At 60.1% G+C, this 15,788-nt stretch carries 15 protein-coding genes; 7 read left to right on the top strand and 8 right to left on the bottom strand.

What is annotated here, in order from left to right; translation table 11 throughout:
* Positions 1-22: 22 nt before the first annotated feature.
* Entirely contained in the window at positions 23-865 is an 843-nt protein-coding gene (locus ACILSR_RS08520) for a hypothetical protein (protein ID WP_395749324.1), read from the top strand.
* Between the two features lie 128 nt (positions 866-993).
* On the opposite strand, the gene ACILSR_RS08515 is transcribed toward ACILSR_RS08520, so the two are convergent.
* Both ACILSR_RS08515 and ACILSR_RS08510 read right to left on the bottom strand, forming a co-directional pair.
* A complete protein-coding gene (locus ACILSR_RS08515; RefSeq protein WP_395749323.1) occupies positions 994-4,152 on the bottom strand; it encodes a PVC-type heme-binding CxxCH protein in 3,159 nt (1,052 codons plus the stop codon).
* A 55-nt stretch (positions 4,153-4,207) separates the two neighbouring features.
* Positions 4,208-4,897, bottom strand: coding sequence for a matrixin family metalloprotease (locus tag ACILSR_RS08510; RefSeq protein ID WP_395749322.1), 690 nt, complete (start codon positions 4,895-4,897; stop codon positions 4,208-4,210).
* A 159-nt stretch (positions 4,898-5,056) separates the two neighbouring features.
* On the opposite strand from ACILSR_RS08510, the gene ACILSR_RS08505 reads away from it, so the two are divergent.
* Positions 5,057-6,289, top strand: coding sequence for an LL-diaminopimelate aminotransferase (locus tag ACILSR_RS08505; protein WP_395749321.1), 1,233 nt, complete (start codon positions 5,057-5,059; stop codon positions 6,287-6,289).
* Positions 6,290-6,346: 57 nt separating this feature from the next.
* Here ACILSR_RS08505 and dgt read toward each other — a convergent pair whose 3' ends face one another.
* The 5 genes from dgt to ACILSR_RS08480 are packed head-to-tail and all read right to left on the bottom strand — an operon-like array spanning position 6,347 to position 9,982.
* Complete coding sequence (gene dgt / locus ACILSR_RS08500; RefSeq protein ID WP_395749320.1) at positions 6,347-7,618, bottom strand: dGTP triphosphohydrolase; 1,272 nt, start codon at positions 7,616-7,618, stop codon at positions 6,347-6,349.
* 53 nt (positions 7,619-7,671) lie between these two features.
* Entirely contained in the window at positions 7,672-7,866 is a 195-nt protein-coding gene (locus ACILSR_RS08495) for a hypothetical protein (RefSeq protein ID WP_395749319.1), read from the bottom strand.
* Between the two features lie 38 nt (positions 7,867-7,904).
* Positions 7,905-8,273: a CoA-binding protein gene (locus ACILSR_RS08490; protein ID WP_395749318.1), complete on the bottom strand. Its 369-nt coding sequence runs from the start codon at positions 8,271-8,273 to the stop codon at positions 7,905-7,907.
* Complete coding sequence (locus ACILSR_RS08485) at positions 8,270-8,647, bottom strand: hypothetical protein (protein ID WP_395749317.1); 378 nt, start codon at positions 8,645-8,647, stop codon at positions 8,270-8,272. Before ACILSR_RS08485 ends, ACILSR_RS08490 begins: the two co-directional genes overlap by 4 nt.
* A gap of 6 nt (positions 8,648-8,653) precedes the next feature.
* Positions 8,654-9,982 (bottom strand): c-type cytochrome domain-containing protein, encoded by a 1,329-nt coding sequence (locus tag ACILSR_RS08480; protein WP_395749316.1) that lies wholly within the window; start codon positions 9,980-9,982, stop codon positions 8,654-8,656.
* 78 nt (positions 9,983-10,060) lie between these two features.
* On the opposite strand from ACILSR_RS08480, the gene ACILSR_RS08475 reads away from it, so the two are divergent.
* From ACILSR_RS08475 to ACILSR_RS08455, 5 genes are all read left to right on the top strand, one after another.
* Positions 10,061-10,837, top strand: coding sequence for a creatininase family protein (locus tag ACILSR_RS08475; protein WP_395749315.1), 777 nt, complete (start codon positions 10,061-10,063; stop codon positions 10,835-10,837).
* Positions 10,834-11,754 carry an ABC transporter permease gene (locus ACILSR_RS08470; protein ID WP_395749314.1) on the top strand — a complete coding sequence of 307 codons (921 nt, stop codon included), beginning with the start codon at positions 10,834-10,836 and terminating at the stop codon, positions 11,752-11,754. The genes ACILSR_RS08475 and ACILSR_RS08470 overlap by 4 nt, the downstream gene beginning before the upstream one ends.
* On the top strand, positions 11,751-12,620 hold the full coding sequence (locus ACILSR_RS08465; protein WP_395749313.1) for an ABC transporter permease: 870 nt from the start codon (positions 11,751-11,753) through the stop codon (positions 12,618-12,620). Before ACILSR_RS08470 ends, ACILSR_RS08465 begins: the two co-directional genes overlap by 4 nt.
* A 79-nt stretch (positions 12,621-12,699) precedes the next feature.
* Positions 12,700-13,068 carry a hypothetical protein gene (locus ACILSR_RS08460; RefSeq protein ID WP_395749312.1) on the top strand — a complete coding sequence of 123 codons (369 nt, stop codon included), beginning with the start codon at positions 12,700-12,702 and terminating at the stop codon, positions 13,066-13,068.
* A 116-nt stretch (positions 13,069-13,184) separates the two neighbouring features.
* Positions 13,185-14,813 (top strand): peptide ABC transporter substrate-binding protein, encoded by a 1,629-nt coding sequence (locus ACILSR_RS08455; RefSeq protein ID WP_395749311.1) that lies wholly within the window; start codon positions 13,185-13,187, stop codon positions 14,811-14,813.
* A 38-nt stretch (positions 14,814-14,851) separates the two neighbouring features.
* Here the strand turns inward: ACILSR_RS08455 and ACILSR_RS08450 are convergent, their stop codons facing one another.
* The gene (locus tag ACILSR_RS08450) at positions 14,852-15,721 is read right to left on the bottom strand and encodes a PEP-CTERM sorting domain-containing protein (RefSeq protein ID WP_395749310.1); all 870 of its coding nucleotides are present in this window, start codon (positions 15,719-15,721) and stop codon (positions 14,852-14,854) included.
* Positions 15,722-15,788 lie beyond the last annotated feature (67 nt).

Here is a 15,788-nt window from a genome sequence, read left to right as displayed (position 1 = left end):
CTCCTGCGAAATCATTGCAGGCATGAGACTTAACGCCACTCTTGCTCTCCTGCTCTGCTTCAGCCTGAATCATACATACGGGCAGGACGCTGCGAAGCCCGGCACGCGAGAGGACGTCGTGGTCGGCGGACGAACCCTCAAGCTCCCAGCGCCAGCGGGCTTTGAACGCGTGGATGGACTAGACCTCGGAAAAGACCGCCTGGTGAACGACCTCCTGCCCGCCTCGAACCGCTATCTGGCACGGTTTGATCCGCCGAAAGAAAGCACGGCCCACGAAGGACGCAGCTTCAATGCGCAGGTGCTGCGCTCCATCGAAAGCATGGAGATCGGCGACCGCACCTTCGCGGACATGAAGCAGCAGACCAAAGCGGAGCTCGACAAGGCGCAGGACACGATCCGCCAGGAACTCGCCAAGGCCTCCGGCAAGGCGGAAAAGGCTCTGCAGGATGCGGTGGGTGCAGACGCCGCCCTGAGCGTGAGCGATGTCGCGGTGCTGGGTTATTTCGATGAGTCGCCCTCCAGTCTTGGCTTCACGATGGCGCTCAATGTGGCGGCGAAATCAGGGGACCAGAATGTCAAAGGCAAGGTGGTGGCCGCCAGCATGATCGTGCCCGTGAACGGACGGCTGATTTACCTCTATGCCAACACCGATCTCAAGTCTGAGGCGGATCGCAAGTGGGCCGAGCAGTCGGTGACTGCCTGGAGAGACATGGTCCTGGCTGCCAATCCGCGAGTGGAAGGGCCTGCCGCTCGTTCGTCGATTTTTAAAGGAGTGGGACGCGCAGCCATCGTAGGTGCCATCATAGGAGGAGTGGGGGCTTTGGTGGCCGTGTTTGCGGTCTTGTTGAGAAAGAAGGCAAAGTAGCAGCGAAAAGTGATCCAGCTGGTTCGCAACGATTCCGCGATGACTCCATCTGCTGAGATAGCATCGCCGGAGCGATCAAGTGCCAGGCCTTCCTGGCAAAACCGCTGCTTTGCTGGAGTGCTCTGTTGTTACTTCTTCAGGTATTCGATCAAGTCCGCCATCTGCTGGGGAGTGATGGCGGCTTCGAGACCTTCGGGCATGAGGGAGATGCCGGGGCTGGTGAGGGATTTGATTTCGCTGCGCAGCACGGTGTCGGTGCCGCCGTCGGCGCGTTTGAGGGTGAGGTTGCCGGCGGTCTCGCTGGTGATGAGGCCGGAGAGGGTGCGGCCGTCGTTGGTTTCGACGATGTAGAGCGCAAAGTTGGGTGAGACTTCGCGGTTGGGGTCGAAGACGTTGGTGAGGATTTGTTCCGCGGTCCAGGCTTTGATGGTGCCGAGGTTGGGGCCGACGTCGTTGCCGCGATCGAGATGACGGTGGCAGACCATGCAGAGGGTTTCATAGACTTTGGCGCCATTGGCGGGGTTACCGGTCATGGAGAGCACTGGCTCATATTTGGTGATGACTTCCTTGCGATTCGAGGATCCGCCATCGCCGATGAGTTTGGACACACGTTCTTGCAGATAAGACAGCTTTTGCCTTCCCAGCATTGCCTTGGTCGCGGCACTGAGTTGGTTAACAGGGATGGCTTTGGTTTCGATGGCATCCAGCAGCTTGCTCACGTGGTCAACACGCTCGAGCAATTGAATGGCGGCTTTTTCTCGAAGTGGTGGCGTCAAAGTCGGCCAGGCTTCGATTATCACATCAGCAACAACAGGCTCCCAGTAAGAGCCTAGTGCTTCAAGAGCGGCTGTAATAATTTCCGGATTGTTGTTCGGCGACAGCAAGGAAGGGAACACCTTGCGGGCATTTTCTGCCGAATCACCGATTTCGGGCAAAAGTGTGATCGCGCTGATTCTCTGCATTGGAGGCGTTTGTTCATCGGCAATGCTCTTGCGCACCCGTTCAGCGAAGCGCTGCAGCCATTCTTGGTCGGAATCAGTGCGAAAATGGTGAAAAACTATTTTTTGAAGCGATGTTCGCGATCTGCGTAGTTCAGTTGCAAGGTCCCCCAGCAAACGCATCGTAATCGCATCTATAGGACCGCGACGCACAAGGGCGAGACAGGCATGGAACGGCGCGTCATTGACAGGGATATCCTTGCAGCGACGCCCAATCATCTTCATGCATTCGCCAGCAAAGTCCTGAAGCGTTTTCGAATCGCCAAATTCGGGCGAGAAAACGACCTTAAGCAATGGCGGTGTGGGAAAGTCGCCCACCGCCAAGAGAGCGGCTTGAAGGACTTGCGGATTGTCGCGGTGGATCACGCATAGGCGTCCAATTGCGTCCAGGGAGGCCGGGCTGAGGAAACGCACGTGAAGCCGGATTGCCTCAATGGCTGGAACAGGATTTCGATCTCCAAGCAAAGCTGCGGTTTCGGGCCGCAATTCATAGAGTTCGTTCAGAGTGGTCGGTGCCAGCAAAGCCTGCGGACGCACCAGCAGCGCCTCTTTCCGAACGTAAGGATTTTCGTCTTTGATGGCCTGTTTTAGCAACTCGTGGCCTTCTTTGGTGAAGCCGAGACCTTCGAGAAGAGTCCAGCCTTTCGGAGTGTTATCGTCGGCCATGTAGCTACCCGAGTCTTGAATTTCGTCGAACCGTTTCACATCGAATGAGCCGAAAAAGTTCAGCGATTCCAGCACCCATAGCGCTGCCATTTTCCCCGGGGGGGTGCTGCCTTTCGTCACAAGCTGTCGCAGCGGCTCCACCGCCGCTTTGTCCTGCCGCTCAAACAGGAGGCGTTGGGCGGTTTCGCGGTGCCACGCATTCGGATGATCAAGCAGGGCGACGAGTTCAGCTGTGCTGACGGCGCTCAGCTTTGGCGTGCCGCGTGTTTTGAATGACTTCGGCGCAAGGCGGAAGAGGCGGCCTTTGTCACGGCCGCGGAGGAGATCGACGGCTGAGTGGATGTCGTCGGGGATGCTCCAGGGGTGCTCGATGACTTCGCGGTACATGTCGCAGACGTGGAGGCAGCCGTCGGGGGCGTTGACGAAGTTGACGGGGCGGGACCAGAGGTCGTCGCTGGTGCAGAAGTTTTTGTTTCCATCGACCTGCACGGCTTTGAAGGTGACGCCGTCGGGGACGAGCTTCATGCGGTAGAAGAGATTGCCGGCGACGTCGGCGACGAAGACGAAGTCGCGATACTCGGGAGGATAGGCATCGCCACGATAGACGGTGATGCCGGCGGAGGAAGTGACGACGCCGGCCCCGACGAGTTCGCTCTTGGGGAGGGTGCTGCCTTCCTGCAACCAGCGTTTGGCGCGGAACTCGCGCCAGGGCTCGGGCGGACTGGTGCGATAGACGGGAAGCTGATCGCCGGCCTCGGCGCAGTCGTTGAGGGCGCTGGGGACGACGAGGTAGGGATTGCGTGCGAGGTAGCGATAGGGCAGGACGACGTGCTGGCAGGGATTGCGGATGTTGCAGAGGAAGCGGTTGCCCCAGTCGTCGAAGGTGTTGCCGAAGCGGGCACCGCCGCTTTCAAGGCGGACATCTCCGGTGGAGGGATCGAAGCTGAAGTCGTTGCGTTTGATGGAGAGCGGTTTGAAGTCGGCGGGCAGCGGCATGACGGACTCGCTGCCGGGAGCGCGCTGAATTTCGCCGCCGTTGCTGCCGCCGGCGATGTAGATGCGGTGGTCGAGGCCCCAGATGGGGTTGTTCATCACGGCCTGGACGTTGAGCTTTTTGAAGCCGGTGAAGACTTTTTGGCGCACATCGGCCACGCCGTCGCCATTGGTGTCTTTGAGGTACCAGACGTCGGGGGTGGCGGTGACGAAGATGCCGCCTTTCCAGCAGGCGGCGCCGGTGGGCCAGGAGAGGCCTTCGGCGAAGACGGTGGCTTTGTCGAAGATGCCGTCGCCATCGGTGTCAGTGAGGAGGCGGACTTTGCCGATGGCTTGATCGGTGGGGTTTTCCTGGGCGTGCTTGTGGTGCTCCTTGTCCGTGTAGGGGTAGTCGTTCATCTCGCACACGTAGGCGCGGCCGTCCTCATCGTAGGTGATGGCAACGGGATCGGTGACGAGGGGCTCGGCGGCAATGAGCTGCATCTGGAACCCGTCGAGGACGTGGAAGGTCTTCGCGGCGTTTTGCGGCTCGGTAGGCGGAGTCGTGGGGAACTTCAGCTCCTCAGCAGAAATGCCGGGGATGGAAGAGCACAGGGTCAGGGCCAGCCAGACGATCAACGGACGTTGCATGCAGAATGGACGGCACGAGGGGGCCGGTTCTTACCCGCCGCCGCCATGGCCGAGCTTATTCAGCTTCTCCCGAGACATCCATGACACACTGCACCCAGGTGAAAACAGGTGTCAGCGGCGCGTAGAGGTGGCGCAGCTGGCTAAAACTGGCCTTGTCCGGCAGACTGTAAGGGCCAGTCTCCGCCATGGTCTGGCCTTCATCACGGGAATGCTGCAGGCCAAGGACGTGACCGATTTCATGCGGCAGCCATCTTGTGATGGGATCGCCGATCAGGGCAAAGGACCCGGTGCTCCACCATTCGGAAGGGTCCAGGTAGATGTGCCCCCGGTCAGAGCTCCACGGAAAAGCTGCATGGCCCATGCTGCCGAGCTGACCGTCCCACGTGCGGCCGGGAGGAGCGCTAAAGCTGATCACGATGTCTGACGGCTCGCCGACCCGGGCCTGCGCAAAGGTGAAGACCCCGGCGGCCTCCCAGCTTTTGAAGCTTTGATCGATCTCGCGCAGCAGGTCCGCCTCCACCAGGCGCTTCGGCAAGGGGGCGGCGGCGGTGTCCAGTCGCCAGGTCAGGAGGCGCTTGTTCCAGAGCTGAGGCTTGTTGTAGCTGACCATCCTGCCCCCGGTGCCAAAGGGCTTCGAAGGCGCGCTGATCTCCTTTTTCTGCACGGCAATCTCGTGGTACGCGCAGTTGCTGATCAGGCAGGCTGCCCATAAGCAAAGGCTTAGCGAGAATGCGTTATTCTTCATGAAAATGGAGGGATTCGACAATTTTGAATCTCAACCATGATATGAATTCGCAAATGTAAGAATTGTAAATACTTATTCACCACCGCGTCACGAGTTTGACTCTCTTGCATCCCTGCGAGCTCTCGCCACACTGCCCGCCCCCTTCCCCCCTTTCCAGCCATGGCCTACATCAACGAAAACTACAACAAGCTCAAAGCCGGTTACCTCTTCCCTGAAATCGCGCGCCGGGTGAAGGCCTTCACCGAGGCCAACACTGAGGCCGCAAAGCGCCTCATCCGCTGCGGCATCGGCGACGTGACCGAAGCTCTGCCAGAGGCCGTGCGCAACGCGATGCACAAGGCTGTGGATGAAATGGGCGACCGCAGCACCTTCCGCGGCTACGGCCCGGAGCAGGGCTACGACTTCCTGCGCAACGCCATCGCCGAGCACGACTTCAAGGCCCGCGGCATCCAGGTGGAAGCCGACGAAATTTTCATCTCGGACGGCAGCAAGTGCGACACCGGCAACATCCTCGACATCTTCGGCGCCGGAAACAAGATCGCCATCACCGACCCCGTGTACCCCGTGTACGTGGACACCAACGTCATGGCTGGCAACACCGGCGATGCCGACGAAAGCGGCGCCTACGCAGGCCTGCACTACCTCAAATGCACGCCGGCCAACGGCTTCGTGCCCGAGATCCCGAACGAGCCCGTGGACCTGGCCTACCTCTGCTACCCGAACAACCCCACAGGCGCCGTCGCTACCCGTGCGCAGCTCGAAGCCTGGGTAAAATACGCCCTGGCCAACGGCACCACCATCCTCTACGACGCCGCTTACGAAGCCTTCATCCGCGATCCAGAACTGCCGCGCTCAATCTATGAACTCGAAGGCGCGCGCGACTGCGCCATCGAGTTCCGCAGCTTCTCCAAGAACGGTGGCTTCACCGGTGTGCGCTGCGGCATCGTCATCATTCCGAAGGGCCTCATGGGCAAGACCAAGGCTGGCGGCAAACAGGCCATCCATCCCCTCTGGAGCCGCCGCCATAGCACCAAGTTCAACGGCACCAGCTACATCGTCCAGCGCGGCGCCGAGGCCATCTACTCCCCCGAAGGCAAGGCCCAGGTCAAGGCGCTCATCGAGCACTACATGGGCAATGCCGCCCTGCTCGTCGAGGCCTGCAAAAAGGCCGGCCTCCAGGTCTTCGGCGGCGTGAACGCCCCCTACGTCTGGGTCGGCTGCCCGAACGGCCTCACCAGCTGGCAGATGTTCGACAAGATGCTCAACGAAGCCAACGTCGTCATCACCCCCGGCAGCGGCTTCGGCAGCGCCGGCGAAGGCTACTTCCGCATCAGCGCCTTCAACAGCCGCGCCAATGTGGAGGAAGTCTGCCGCCGCATTGCGCAGCTGTGAGTGCTTCGCAAGGAAGGATGAGGGATCAGGATGATCCCTCTCCTTCCTTCGCTTTGATCACACAAAATCCGTGATCGACCCAAAGTCCGCGTCAAAAAGGCGCCGGTAGGTGCGGAAGGCGAAATGGTCCGTCATGTTCGCGATCCAGTCGCACACCAGTCGCGCGCGTGCTGGCGCGTCTGGGGCAGCCTGGATCTCCTTTTCAATCGCCGCAGGCATCAGATGCAATCCCCTGGGCTGCACACTGTCGATGTATCGCTCCTGCAGCACTCCAAACAAACGCGTCAGAATGAAGTCCGCCTTGTGGTCCAGCTGCTGCAGCTGCGGACTTAAAAAGACCAGCTCCAGAGCGATCTTTTTGTGCAGGTCAGCCCGCCGGCGAAGCACGGGATCAATCTCCAGCGCATGCTGATGCCGCCGCGTGCTTTGGCTGAGGAAATTTGCCGCCGTCACCAGTTTCGTCGCCCGGATGCATTCGCCGATGAGGCGGTTCAGGCGGCCTTCCACGCGGTTTTCACGCACGGCTTTGCAGAGAAACTCCACGTCTGCCTGGTCCGCCTCCGAAAGATCCTGCTCCCCTGCCCAGCGCTCCAGACGCTGCACATTGATGAATCCGGCGTGGATGCCGTCCGCAATGTCATTGAGCGAGTAGGCGGTGTCGTCCGCCCAGTCCATGATCTGGCACTCGATGCTGCGGAAGCCATTGCGCGACTTTCCAGGCGTAAGCTCCACGGGAAAGGCCTGGCCGCCGAGGGTGAAATCGAGCCAGCGCTCCTGCTCGTCGTAGAGGAAGTGATTTTTCGCCTGCTTGTCCTCGGACCACAGCGTCTTGTACTTCAGCACACCATCCAGCAGCGCGCGAGTGGGGTTCATTCCATTGCGGCCCTCACTGAAGAGCGTCTGGGTGAGGATGCGCAGCGTCTGCGCATTTCCCTCAAATCCACCATAGGGCGCCATCAGCCGGTGCAGCGTGCGCTCGCCTGAATGCCCGAAGGGCGGATGCCCGAGATCGTGGCTGAGGCAGGCGCTTTCGACAAGATCCGAATCGATGAAGCATTCATCTTCGAGAAACTGGCTTTGCTGCGTGAGCCAGCCGCAGATGCTGCGCCCGATCTGCGCCACCTCAATGCTGTGCGTCAGGCGCGTGCGGTAGAAATCATACTCCCCGGACAGGAACACCTGGGTCTTGTTCTGCAGACGGCGGAACGCGCTGCTATGGATGATGCGGTCACGGTCGATCTGAAACGGACTCCGATACTCGCCGGCATGCGCGGGTCGCGGCTCGAGCGTTTCGATGTCAAAGGAAGTGTAGAAGCGGTTCGCGGGCATGCGGTGGGTGCCGCGATGCTAGCAGGTCGTGGCGGGCGGGCAAGGCCGCTGCTTCAGCGCGACCTGCGGAAGGCGAACTGGCCTGTGGGCATCTGATTCTCACCGTCAGACTCCCGTTCACGGCGTTTGCCATTGATAAAGGCAGGCTTGAAGGGCAGGTGCAGCACTTTTTCGATCTCGTCATCCGTCATGCCTTGGGCGCGCAACCGGCTGCGTTCATAGATGCGATATTTGTGAATCTCTAACATGGGGTTGATGCCTGAGACCTCCAGGCAGAGGGCGGTGTTCAAAACTGCCCCGTTTTCAACAGCACCAAAGTGCACGCTTCCTCGCAGGCGATTCCGGCTTTTTGCAAAGCGGCGGCCAGAGGCGCATTTTCCGCGCCAGGATTAAAAATGATTCGCCGTGGTTTCAGTGCGATCAGCTTCTCCTGCAGCCCCTTCGAGATGGCCTCTCCGACATACATCGTCACGGTGTCCACCGGGCCGGAGATGCCGCGCAGGTCTGCCACGACGGGGACGCCCTCGATCTCCGCCAGCGCGGGATGCACGGGCACGACCTCATGGCCATATTTCCGCAGCAGCAGCAGGGCACGATGGCTGTAGCGCTCTGGATTATTGCTGGCACCGACAATGACGACTCGTTCCGTTTTCATGATTTCCGGTCCTCCTTTTCATCATCTTCTTCATCTAAATGAAACAAGTGGAGCGCACGGTGAGCCGCCGGGGCCAGGACGATGCCCATGACGGAAATGAACACCAGGCCGCTGAACAAAGCATAGAAAGACGCAAAGATTTTAGCCGAGTCTGATGGCAGGTCGCCCATCGGCCCCATGCCGCCCAAAATCATGGATGCGTTCAGAAGGCTGTCGATCCATGTGAACCTGGCAATGTAATGGTAGCCCAACACCCCCACCCCTAGAGCCAGGCCGGACACAACGAAAGCCAGCAGGGCGGACTTCAGCACTCTCTGCAGAAACACCAGGCGGCTGGCAAGCGGGTCAGTGCGTGATTCAAAGGCGTCAAACATGGCGCATCACCATCCCGGCGAAGCCATGAATTGCAAGACCGGCTCCGTCTTTCCCACCTCGCTCACGCGCACCCTGCCATCGTGACAGCCGGAGATGATGCGGGTGCCGCCGTCAGTGCGCTGGAACAGGAGAACATTTACCCGGTCTTCATAGCGGGTGATCTTGTCCCGCGCACTCCGAGTCTTGGTATCGACGGAAACCACGGCCCCATTTCCAAGGGCGGCAAGAGGCGTTGTGGCATCGAGAAAGCCGACTGCCAGCACCTCGGTGCGGCCGCCGGGACGCAGCGTGGAGTCCTTTTTGCCCTCGCCATTCGCATTCCAGCGGCGGATCTCTCCCTGGATGTCCCCCGTGATGACTTCCTTGCTGTCCGGGGTAAAGGCCACACTCATCACCGCACAGTCGTGCTGTGTGAAAGTGGCCACGATCTCTCCATTGGCGGCATCAATCCGTCTGGCGGTGCGATCTCGGCTGGCCGTGGCGATGTGCTGGCTGTCAGGGGAAAAGGCCATGCCCATGATCCAGTCTGCATGCGGCTCGATCTGCCACTTCAGTTTGCCAGAGGGCAGCTCAAAGCAGCGCACCTGATTGTCCGCGCCACCACAGGCCAGAAGCCTGCCATCAGGACTGGCAGCCATGGCCAGCACGCAGTCTCGCGAGCTCACCAGCCGCCTGCGCTCCGCCGGCTTGGCGGGATTCACCATCCAGACTTCGCCGGAGCGCCCGGGAACACCACCCGCGACGGCCAGCTTATCTGCGGCCACCCAGGCCAGTGCCAGAATGCGTTCCGGCATGCCGTCGATGCGCGATTTGAGCTTTCCTGATGCTGCATCCCACAGCGTGACTTCAAAATAGCCGCTGCATGCCAGCGTGTCTCCGGCAGGGTTCAGCACCATTGCGGTGACAGGCAGCGGTCGCGGATACCTCGCAGGAGCCAGGGACTTCTCCGGCTCCGGAACGATGGCGCGCAGCGGCGCTTTCTTATCCGTCACGTCCAGTTTGGCACCGTTCGCGATCCAGTCGCGGACCAGCTTCACCTCCTTTTCGGGAAGTGGATCGGCCTTCTTGGGCATGCGGTCATCGGCCTCAACCGTGGCGATGAGTCGATACAGCTCGCTCTCATCCGGCCTGCCCGGCACCACCGGCGCGGTGCCGCTGTCGCCCGCCTTGAGCATCAGTTCAATGCTGTCCAGGCGATAGCTGCCCTTGGCCTTGCCTGCCCGGTGGCACTCCACGCATTGGTCGAGCAGCACCGGCGCGACCTGCCGGGAAAAGGAAATATCCGCAGCGGCGGAAAAAGCTGTGAGGGAAAGGAAAAGCAGCGGACGAAGCATGGGGGTGAAAAGAAACGGCACTAAAGACCGAGTTTGTCGGACGTTGCATCCAGCGCCCGCCTCTTTTACATGCACCCCATGAGCCCGAGACCCTGGATCATTGCTGAAACGAACTGGAAACACGTGCACGCCACGCGCTACGAGGCCGCCGTGCTGCCATGGGGTGCCACGGAGGCGCACAACTGGCACCTGCCCTACGCCACGGACTCTTTGCAAAATGACGCCATCGCGGCCGAGGCAGGCCGCATCGCCTGGGAGGCGGGGGCCAAAGTGGCCATCCTGCCCAACATGCCCTTCGGGGTGCAGACGGGCCAGCTCGACATCCCCTTCTGCATCAACATGAAGCCCAGCACCCAGTTCATGGTGCTGGAGGACGTGATCAGCAGCCTGGAAGGCGTGGGCGTGATGAAATTCGTCATCCTCAATGGCCATGGCGGCAATGACTTCCGCCAGATGCTCCGCGAGCTGCAGGCCCGCCACCCAAAGATGTTTCTCTCCACCGTGTCCTGGTTTCAGGCCGTGAAGGGAGATGACATCTTCGACATCGTGGGCGATCACGCCGACGAGCGCGAGACCAGCCTCATGCTGCACTTTCACCCGCATCTGGTGCTGCCGAAATCCGAATGGGGTCCGGGCACCGACAACCGCTGGAAGCTGAACGCCATCAATGAAAAATGGGCCTGGGCGCAGCGTGCCTGGACAAAGGCCACCAACGACACCGGCTCCGGAGATCCCCAGCACAGCACCGCGGAGAAAGGCAAACAGTACTTCAATGCGCTGGGCGCCAAAATAGCGACCTACCTGATCGAACTCGCCGCAGCGGACATCAGCGATCTTTACGAGAAGTCGAAATGATCCGCTTCATCGTCAGCCGCATCGTGCAGGGCATCATCGTGATCTTTGCGGTGATCACGCTCACGTTTGCACTGTCATCGCAGGTTCCAGGCGGCTTGGTGCGGAGCGAGCGCGCCGTCAGCAAGGAGGCGCAGAAAGCGCAGGAGGAATACTATGGTCTGAACAAACCATGGATCGTGCAGCTGGGCCTGCAGTTTAAACACTACGCCACGCTGAACCTGCCTGAGTCCTGGCATTACAAAGGACGGGGCGTGGATGAGATCATCGTCTCCGGTTTTCCGGTCTCAGCAAAGGTGGGCTGTGCCGCGCTGCTGATAGCGCTTGGGTTCGGTGTACCGCTGGGAGCGGTGGCGGCGCTGCGTCCGAACACCTTCGGGGACCGTGCCAGCACCCTCGCAGCCACCCTGAGCATCCTCGCCCCCAGCATGGTGCTCGGGCCGCTCCTGGCCACGCTCTTTGGCCTGCACCTGCGCTGGTTCAATGCCTCGGGTTGGTTTGACCCTTCGGACTGGGTGCTGCCGGCTTTCACCCTGGGGATCATCTACAGCGGCTACATCGCACGGCTCACCCGTGGCAGCCTCCGTGAAACGCTGGCGCAGGAATTCATCCGCACCGCACGGGCCAAAGGAGCCAGCGAGTTCTCCGTCGTGTTCCTCCATGCGCTGAAACTCGCCAGCCTGCCCGTCCTCAATTTCCTCGGGCCCGCCGCAGCAGGTCTTCTCACGGGTTCATTCATCGTGGAGACCGTGTTTCAACTGCCGGGGCTGGGCCAGTTCTTTGTCTCTGCGGCGATCAACAAGGACATCCCGCTCGCCATCGGCCTCTCCACTTTTTTCGCGGCCCTCATCGTCACGTTCAATCTGCTGGTGGACATCCTGCAGGCCATTCTCAACCCGCGCATCCGGCTTCACGCATGAGCACAGCGACGAGCCAGGGACTTTCTCCAATGCGGGCAGCGTGGCGGCGGCTCATGCGGAACCGCATGAACGCGCTGGCTTTGAGCTTCCTCATCGCGTTGTTTCTCCTGTGCTTCATCGGTCCGGAACTGTCGCCATACGATCAGTCGCACCAGGATCTGGAGCTGAAGGCCGCGGACTTCAGCATTTCTCACTGGCTGGGCACAGACCCGCTGGGAAGGGACATGCTCACACGCATCCTTTACGGCGGACGTGTGTCTCTGGAAGTGGGCCTGCTGGCCACGGCCGTCGCGGTGATCATTGGTGTCCTCTATGGTTTGATCTCAGGTCTTGCAGGCGGCCGCACGGACGCGGCGATGATGCGAATCGTGGACATTCTTTATGCCTTCCCTTTTGTGAATTTCGTCATCCTCCTCATGGCAATCGTCGGGCGAAAGTTCTGGCTGATTTTTCTCGCCATCGGCGCAGTGGAATGGCTGACCATGGCCCGTGTGGTGCGTGGTCAGGTCCTGGCGCTGAAGAACCTTGAATTCGTCACGGCAGCGCGGGCCTCAGGTGCGGGCTTCTGGCACATTGTCTGGAAGCACCTGCTGCCAAACGTCTCTGGCCCGGTCATCGTCTACGCCAGCCTTACCGTGCCGGGCGTCATGCTGCTGGAGGCTGCGCTGAGCTTTCTCGGTCTCGGCATTCAGCCGCCGGATGCCAGCTGGGGCGTACTGATCCAGGAAGGCGCCAACTCCATGGAAAGCTATCCCTGGCTGCTGATGTATCCCGGCATCTTTTTCTCAGCCACCCTCATGTCGCTGAACCTTCTGGGAGATGGACTGCGGGATGCCTTTGATCCCAAATCGATGTCCCAGCAGTAGATTGAAAAAAAGTTTCAGGCGGGCTGAATAGTCGTGAAGCAGCCACGTCAGAGAGTGCGGATACAAATTCCACTCTCCAATGAAAACACTCTTCTCAGTCCTCGCTGCAGCCGCAGTTTTTGGTTTCGCAGCTCCCACCAGTGCTCGGGCCGACTATCCCGGCGAGACCCGCATCGTGGGTTACAACCCCAATGGCACACCCATCATCGCCGTCTATCAGGCTGCCACCCTTGATGCCTACGGCCGCCCCATCTACCAATGGATCACCCCAGGCCTCGCCGCAGGTTATGCGGGCGGTTACTCCAGCGGTTACGTGACGCCGAGGCCTGTGTATGTGCAGCCACCCCGCATCAATCTGGGTGTTGGGTTGGGTGTCGGCAGCGCCGGCTGCCGGCCGAACTATGGTTACGGCGGCTACAGCCACCACCATCATGGATACCACAGGTAGTAGCGTGGAACCCTTGATGTGAGAGCATGCCCCCGTTCGGCCCCGCCAATTGACTGGCGGGGCCGTTTTGTTGATGCCTCGTTGCACGAGTGGCGCGTTTCGTGTCATGTGATGGCATGCGCTGGATTCTTCGTGCTGCCATTCTCGCCGCCTGCCTGGGCGGCATCGCGTTTTTTCATCACCTCCGCACCAGCAGACCCACCCGGGTGGAGGCGGCCAATCGTGCCGGCATCCTTTTGCTTGGCAATGGCACGGAACCCGCCACGCTCGATCCACAACTGGCCAGCGGTCAGCCGGAGCACATGATTTTTCATGCGCTCTTTGAGGGCCTTATCTCTCCGGCCCCGGGAAACCCGGATGGAGATGCACCCGGTGCGGCCGTTTCCTGGACGCAGGAAAACTTTACAGTCTGGACCTTCAAGCTACAGCCTCAGGGAAAATGGAGCGATGGCGCACCTCTGACCGCCGCCGACTTTGTTTACTCCTACCAGCGCATTCTCACCGCAAAGCTCGGCGCGGACTACGCCGGCATGCTCTACCCTATCCTAAATGCGGAGGAGTACCACACCGGCAAAATCACCGACTTTTCACAAGTCGGCGTCAAGGCCCTCGATCCGCTCACGCTGCAGATCACACTCAAGGGTCCCGCGCCCTACCTGCCCAGCATGATCAAGCACTACGCATGGTTCCCCATGCCGAAGCAGGCAATCGAAAAATTTGGCAGCATGACCGACCGCAACACCCGGTGGACCCGCCCTGGCAACATGGTCTGCAACGGCGCCTTCAAGCTCAAGCGCTGGGATGTGAACCAGGCTCTCGAAGTGGAGCGCAATCCGCACTACTGGGACGCCGCCACCGTGAAACTCAACGGCATCGTCTTCCTTCCCATCTCCAATGACACCACCGAAGAGCGCGCCTTTGCCGACGGCCAGCTCCACGTGACGCTGACGATGCCCCTCTCAAAAATACCCGCCTACGAGAAAGGCAAGTCGCCCAGCTACCACAATGATCCGCTGCTCAGCGTGTACATGTATCGCCTTAACACCACCCGGAAACCATTCGACAATCCGCTGGTGCGCCGTGCGCTCGCTCTCGCCATCGACCGCGAGAGCATCACGCGCAACATCCTCCGCGCCGGACAAAAACCAGCCACCGGCCTCACACCGCCCGGCTGCAACGCCAGCTACCAGGTGCCGGACATCATGCGCTTTGATCCCGCCGAGGCGCGCAAACTCCTGGCTGAGGCAGGCTTTCCAGACGGCCAGGGCTTTCCGCCTTTTGACATCCTCATCAATACAAGCCCCGCCCACCGCGCGCTGGCAGAAGCTGTGCAGGCCATGTGGAAGGAGCATCTCAAAATACCCGCAGGAGTGCTGAACCAGGACTGGGGCGTTTACATCGAATCCCAGCGCAAGCTCGACTATCAGGTGGCCCGCTATGCCTGGGTGGGAGACTACCTTGATCCCTCCACCTTCCTCGGCTGCTGGCAGACGGGCGATGGCAACAACAACACCGGCTGGGGCAGCAAACGCTACGATGAGCTGATCCATCAAAGCTTTCAGGAAGGCGATGTGGCCAGACGCCTGCACTACCTGAACGAGGCAGAAACCCTGCTGCTCAATGAAGCGCCGATCATTCCGATCTATTGGTACACACACTCGTACCTCATGCGCCCGGAGGTCAAAGGCATGCTGCCCTCCCTCCTCGAACACCGCTGCTACAAGGCTGTGGAGCTGAGGCCCTGACCTTCACTCTTCCGAACGTCTGGAGCCCGTGCGGAAATTCATGCCCGGCGGGGGCGCGAACGTCCGCCGATGACGAACAAACCCAAGGCAAGCAGCAGGCACGAGGAGGGCTCCGGCACCACCACCCCGGTGATCTGAATATTGTCCAGTCCCAGACCCGTCAGAGTGCTGTTGGCGCCGCTCGCAATGATCCGGACATCCACGTGGGCGGAGCTGTACCAAGGTTCAAAACTGATGCTTCTCCAATCCGTGTCCGGCGATGATGAAGGTAATGGACTCATGACGAAAAATCCGTCGCCATTGGAGTCGTTTCCATCTGGATTGGTGATATCCCAATGAATGGCATTGGCCGTGCCCGGCGTCAGCTGAACCAGTTCGCTCTGCCAATAGACCGAAAAAGCGTCGTCCCTGGATATCTGCACATAGAAGGAGGTGGGACCATGCAATCCTCCAGGAAGTTCTCCCGAATAGACATCAAAGCTTAGGCCATCCAAATAACGAGCAAAGCTCGTCGTGACGATTGTTGAATACAAGGTGAGGACATCGGGACTTCCATTGTCCGCGAAACCAGTGAACAAAGCCGAAGGCCCCGAACCGAAGCCTGAAGCCGCGCCAATACCCACCAGACCCGGCCCCCCGATGCTGGAATAATTCGTTGGCGCCGGTCCATTCGGATTGGCAGCGGAATTATAAAAGGACTCCGAAACAGCACTGCTGTAAGCCCCGGGGCTGTACTGGTCAAAAGTGATCTCCGTAAGTACCGCCTGCGTCGACTGGGGCTGGCTTGGGACCCACTGTGAGGATTGAAACGGCAGCTGCCCGGCAGCTTCGCCGACCATGGCCGCCATGAAAGAGGCTATTACCGCTTTCCATGAAACGAATGAGAATATTCCTTGAGCAGACTTCATGCAGACAAGCTAAGTACATGCTTACTACACACAAGCGCCAAGTTAGGTTAAATAATCATGATGCGGT

Origin of the sequence: Prosthecobacter sp. (assembly GCF_044222565.1) — a bacterium.
Taxonomy (GTDB): Bacteria; Verrucomicrobiota; Verrucomicrobiia; order Verrucomicrobiales; family Verrucomicrobiaceae; genus Prosthecobacter.
This window is presented reverse-complemented; position numbering and strand designations above follow the sequence as displayed.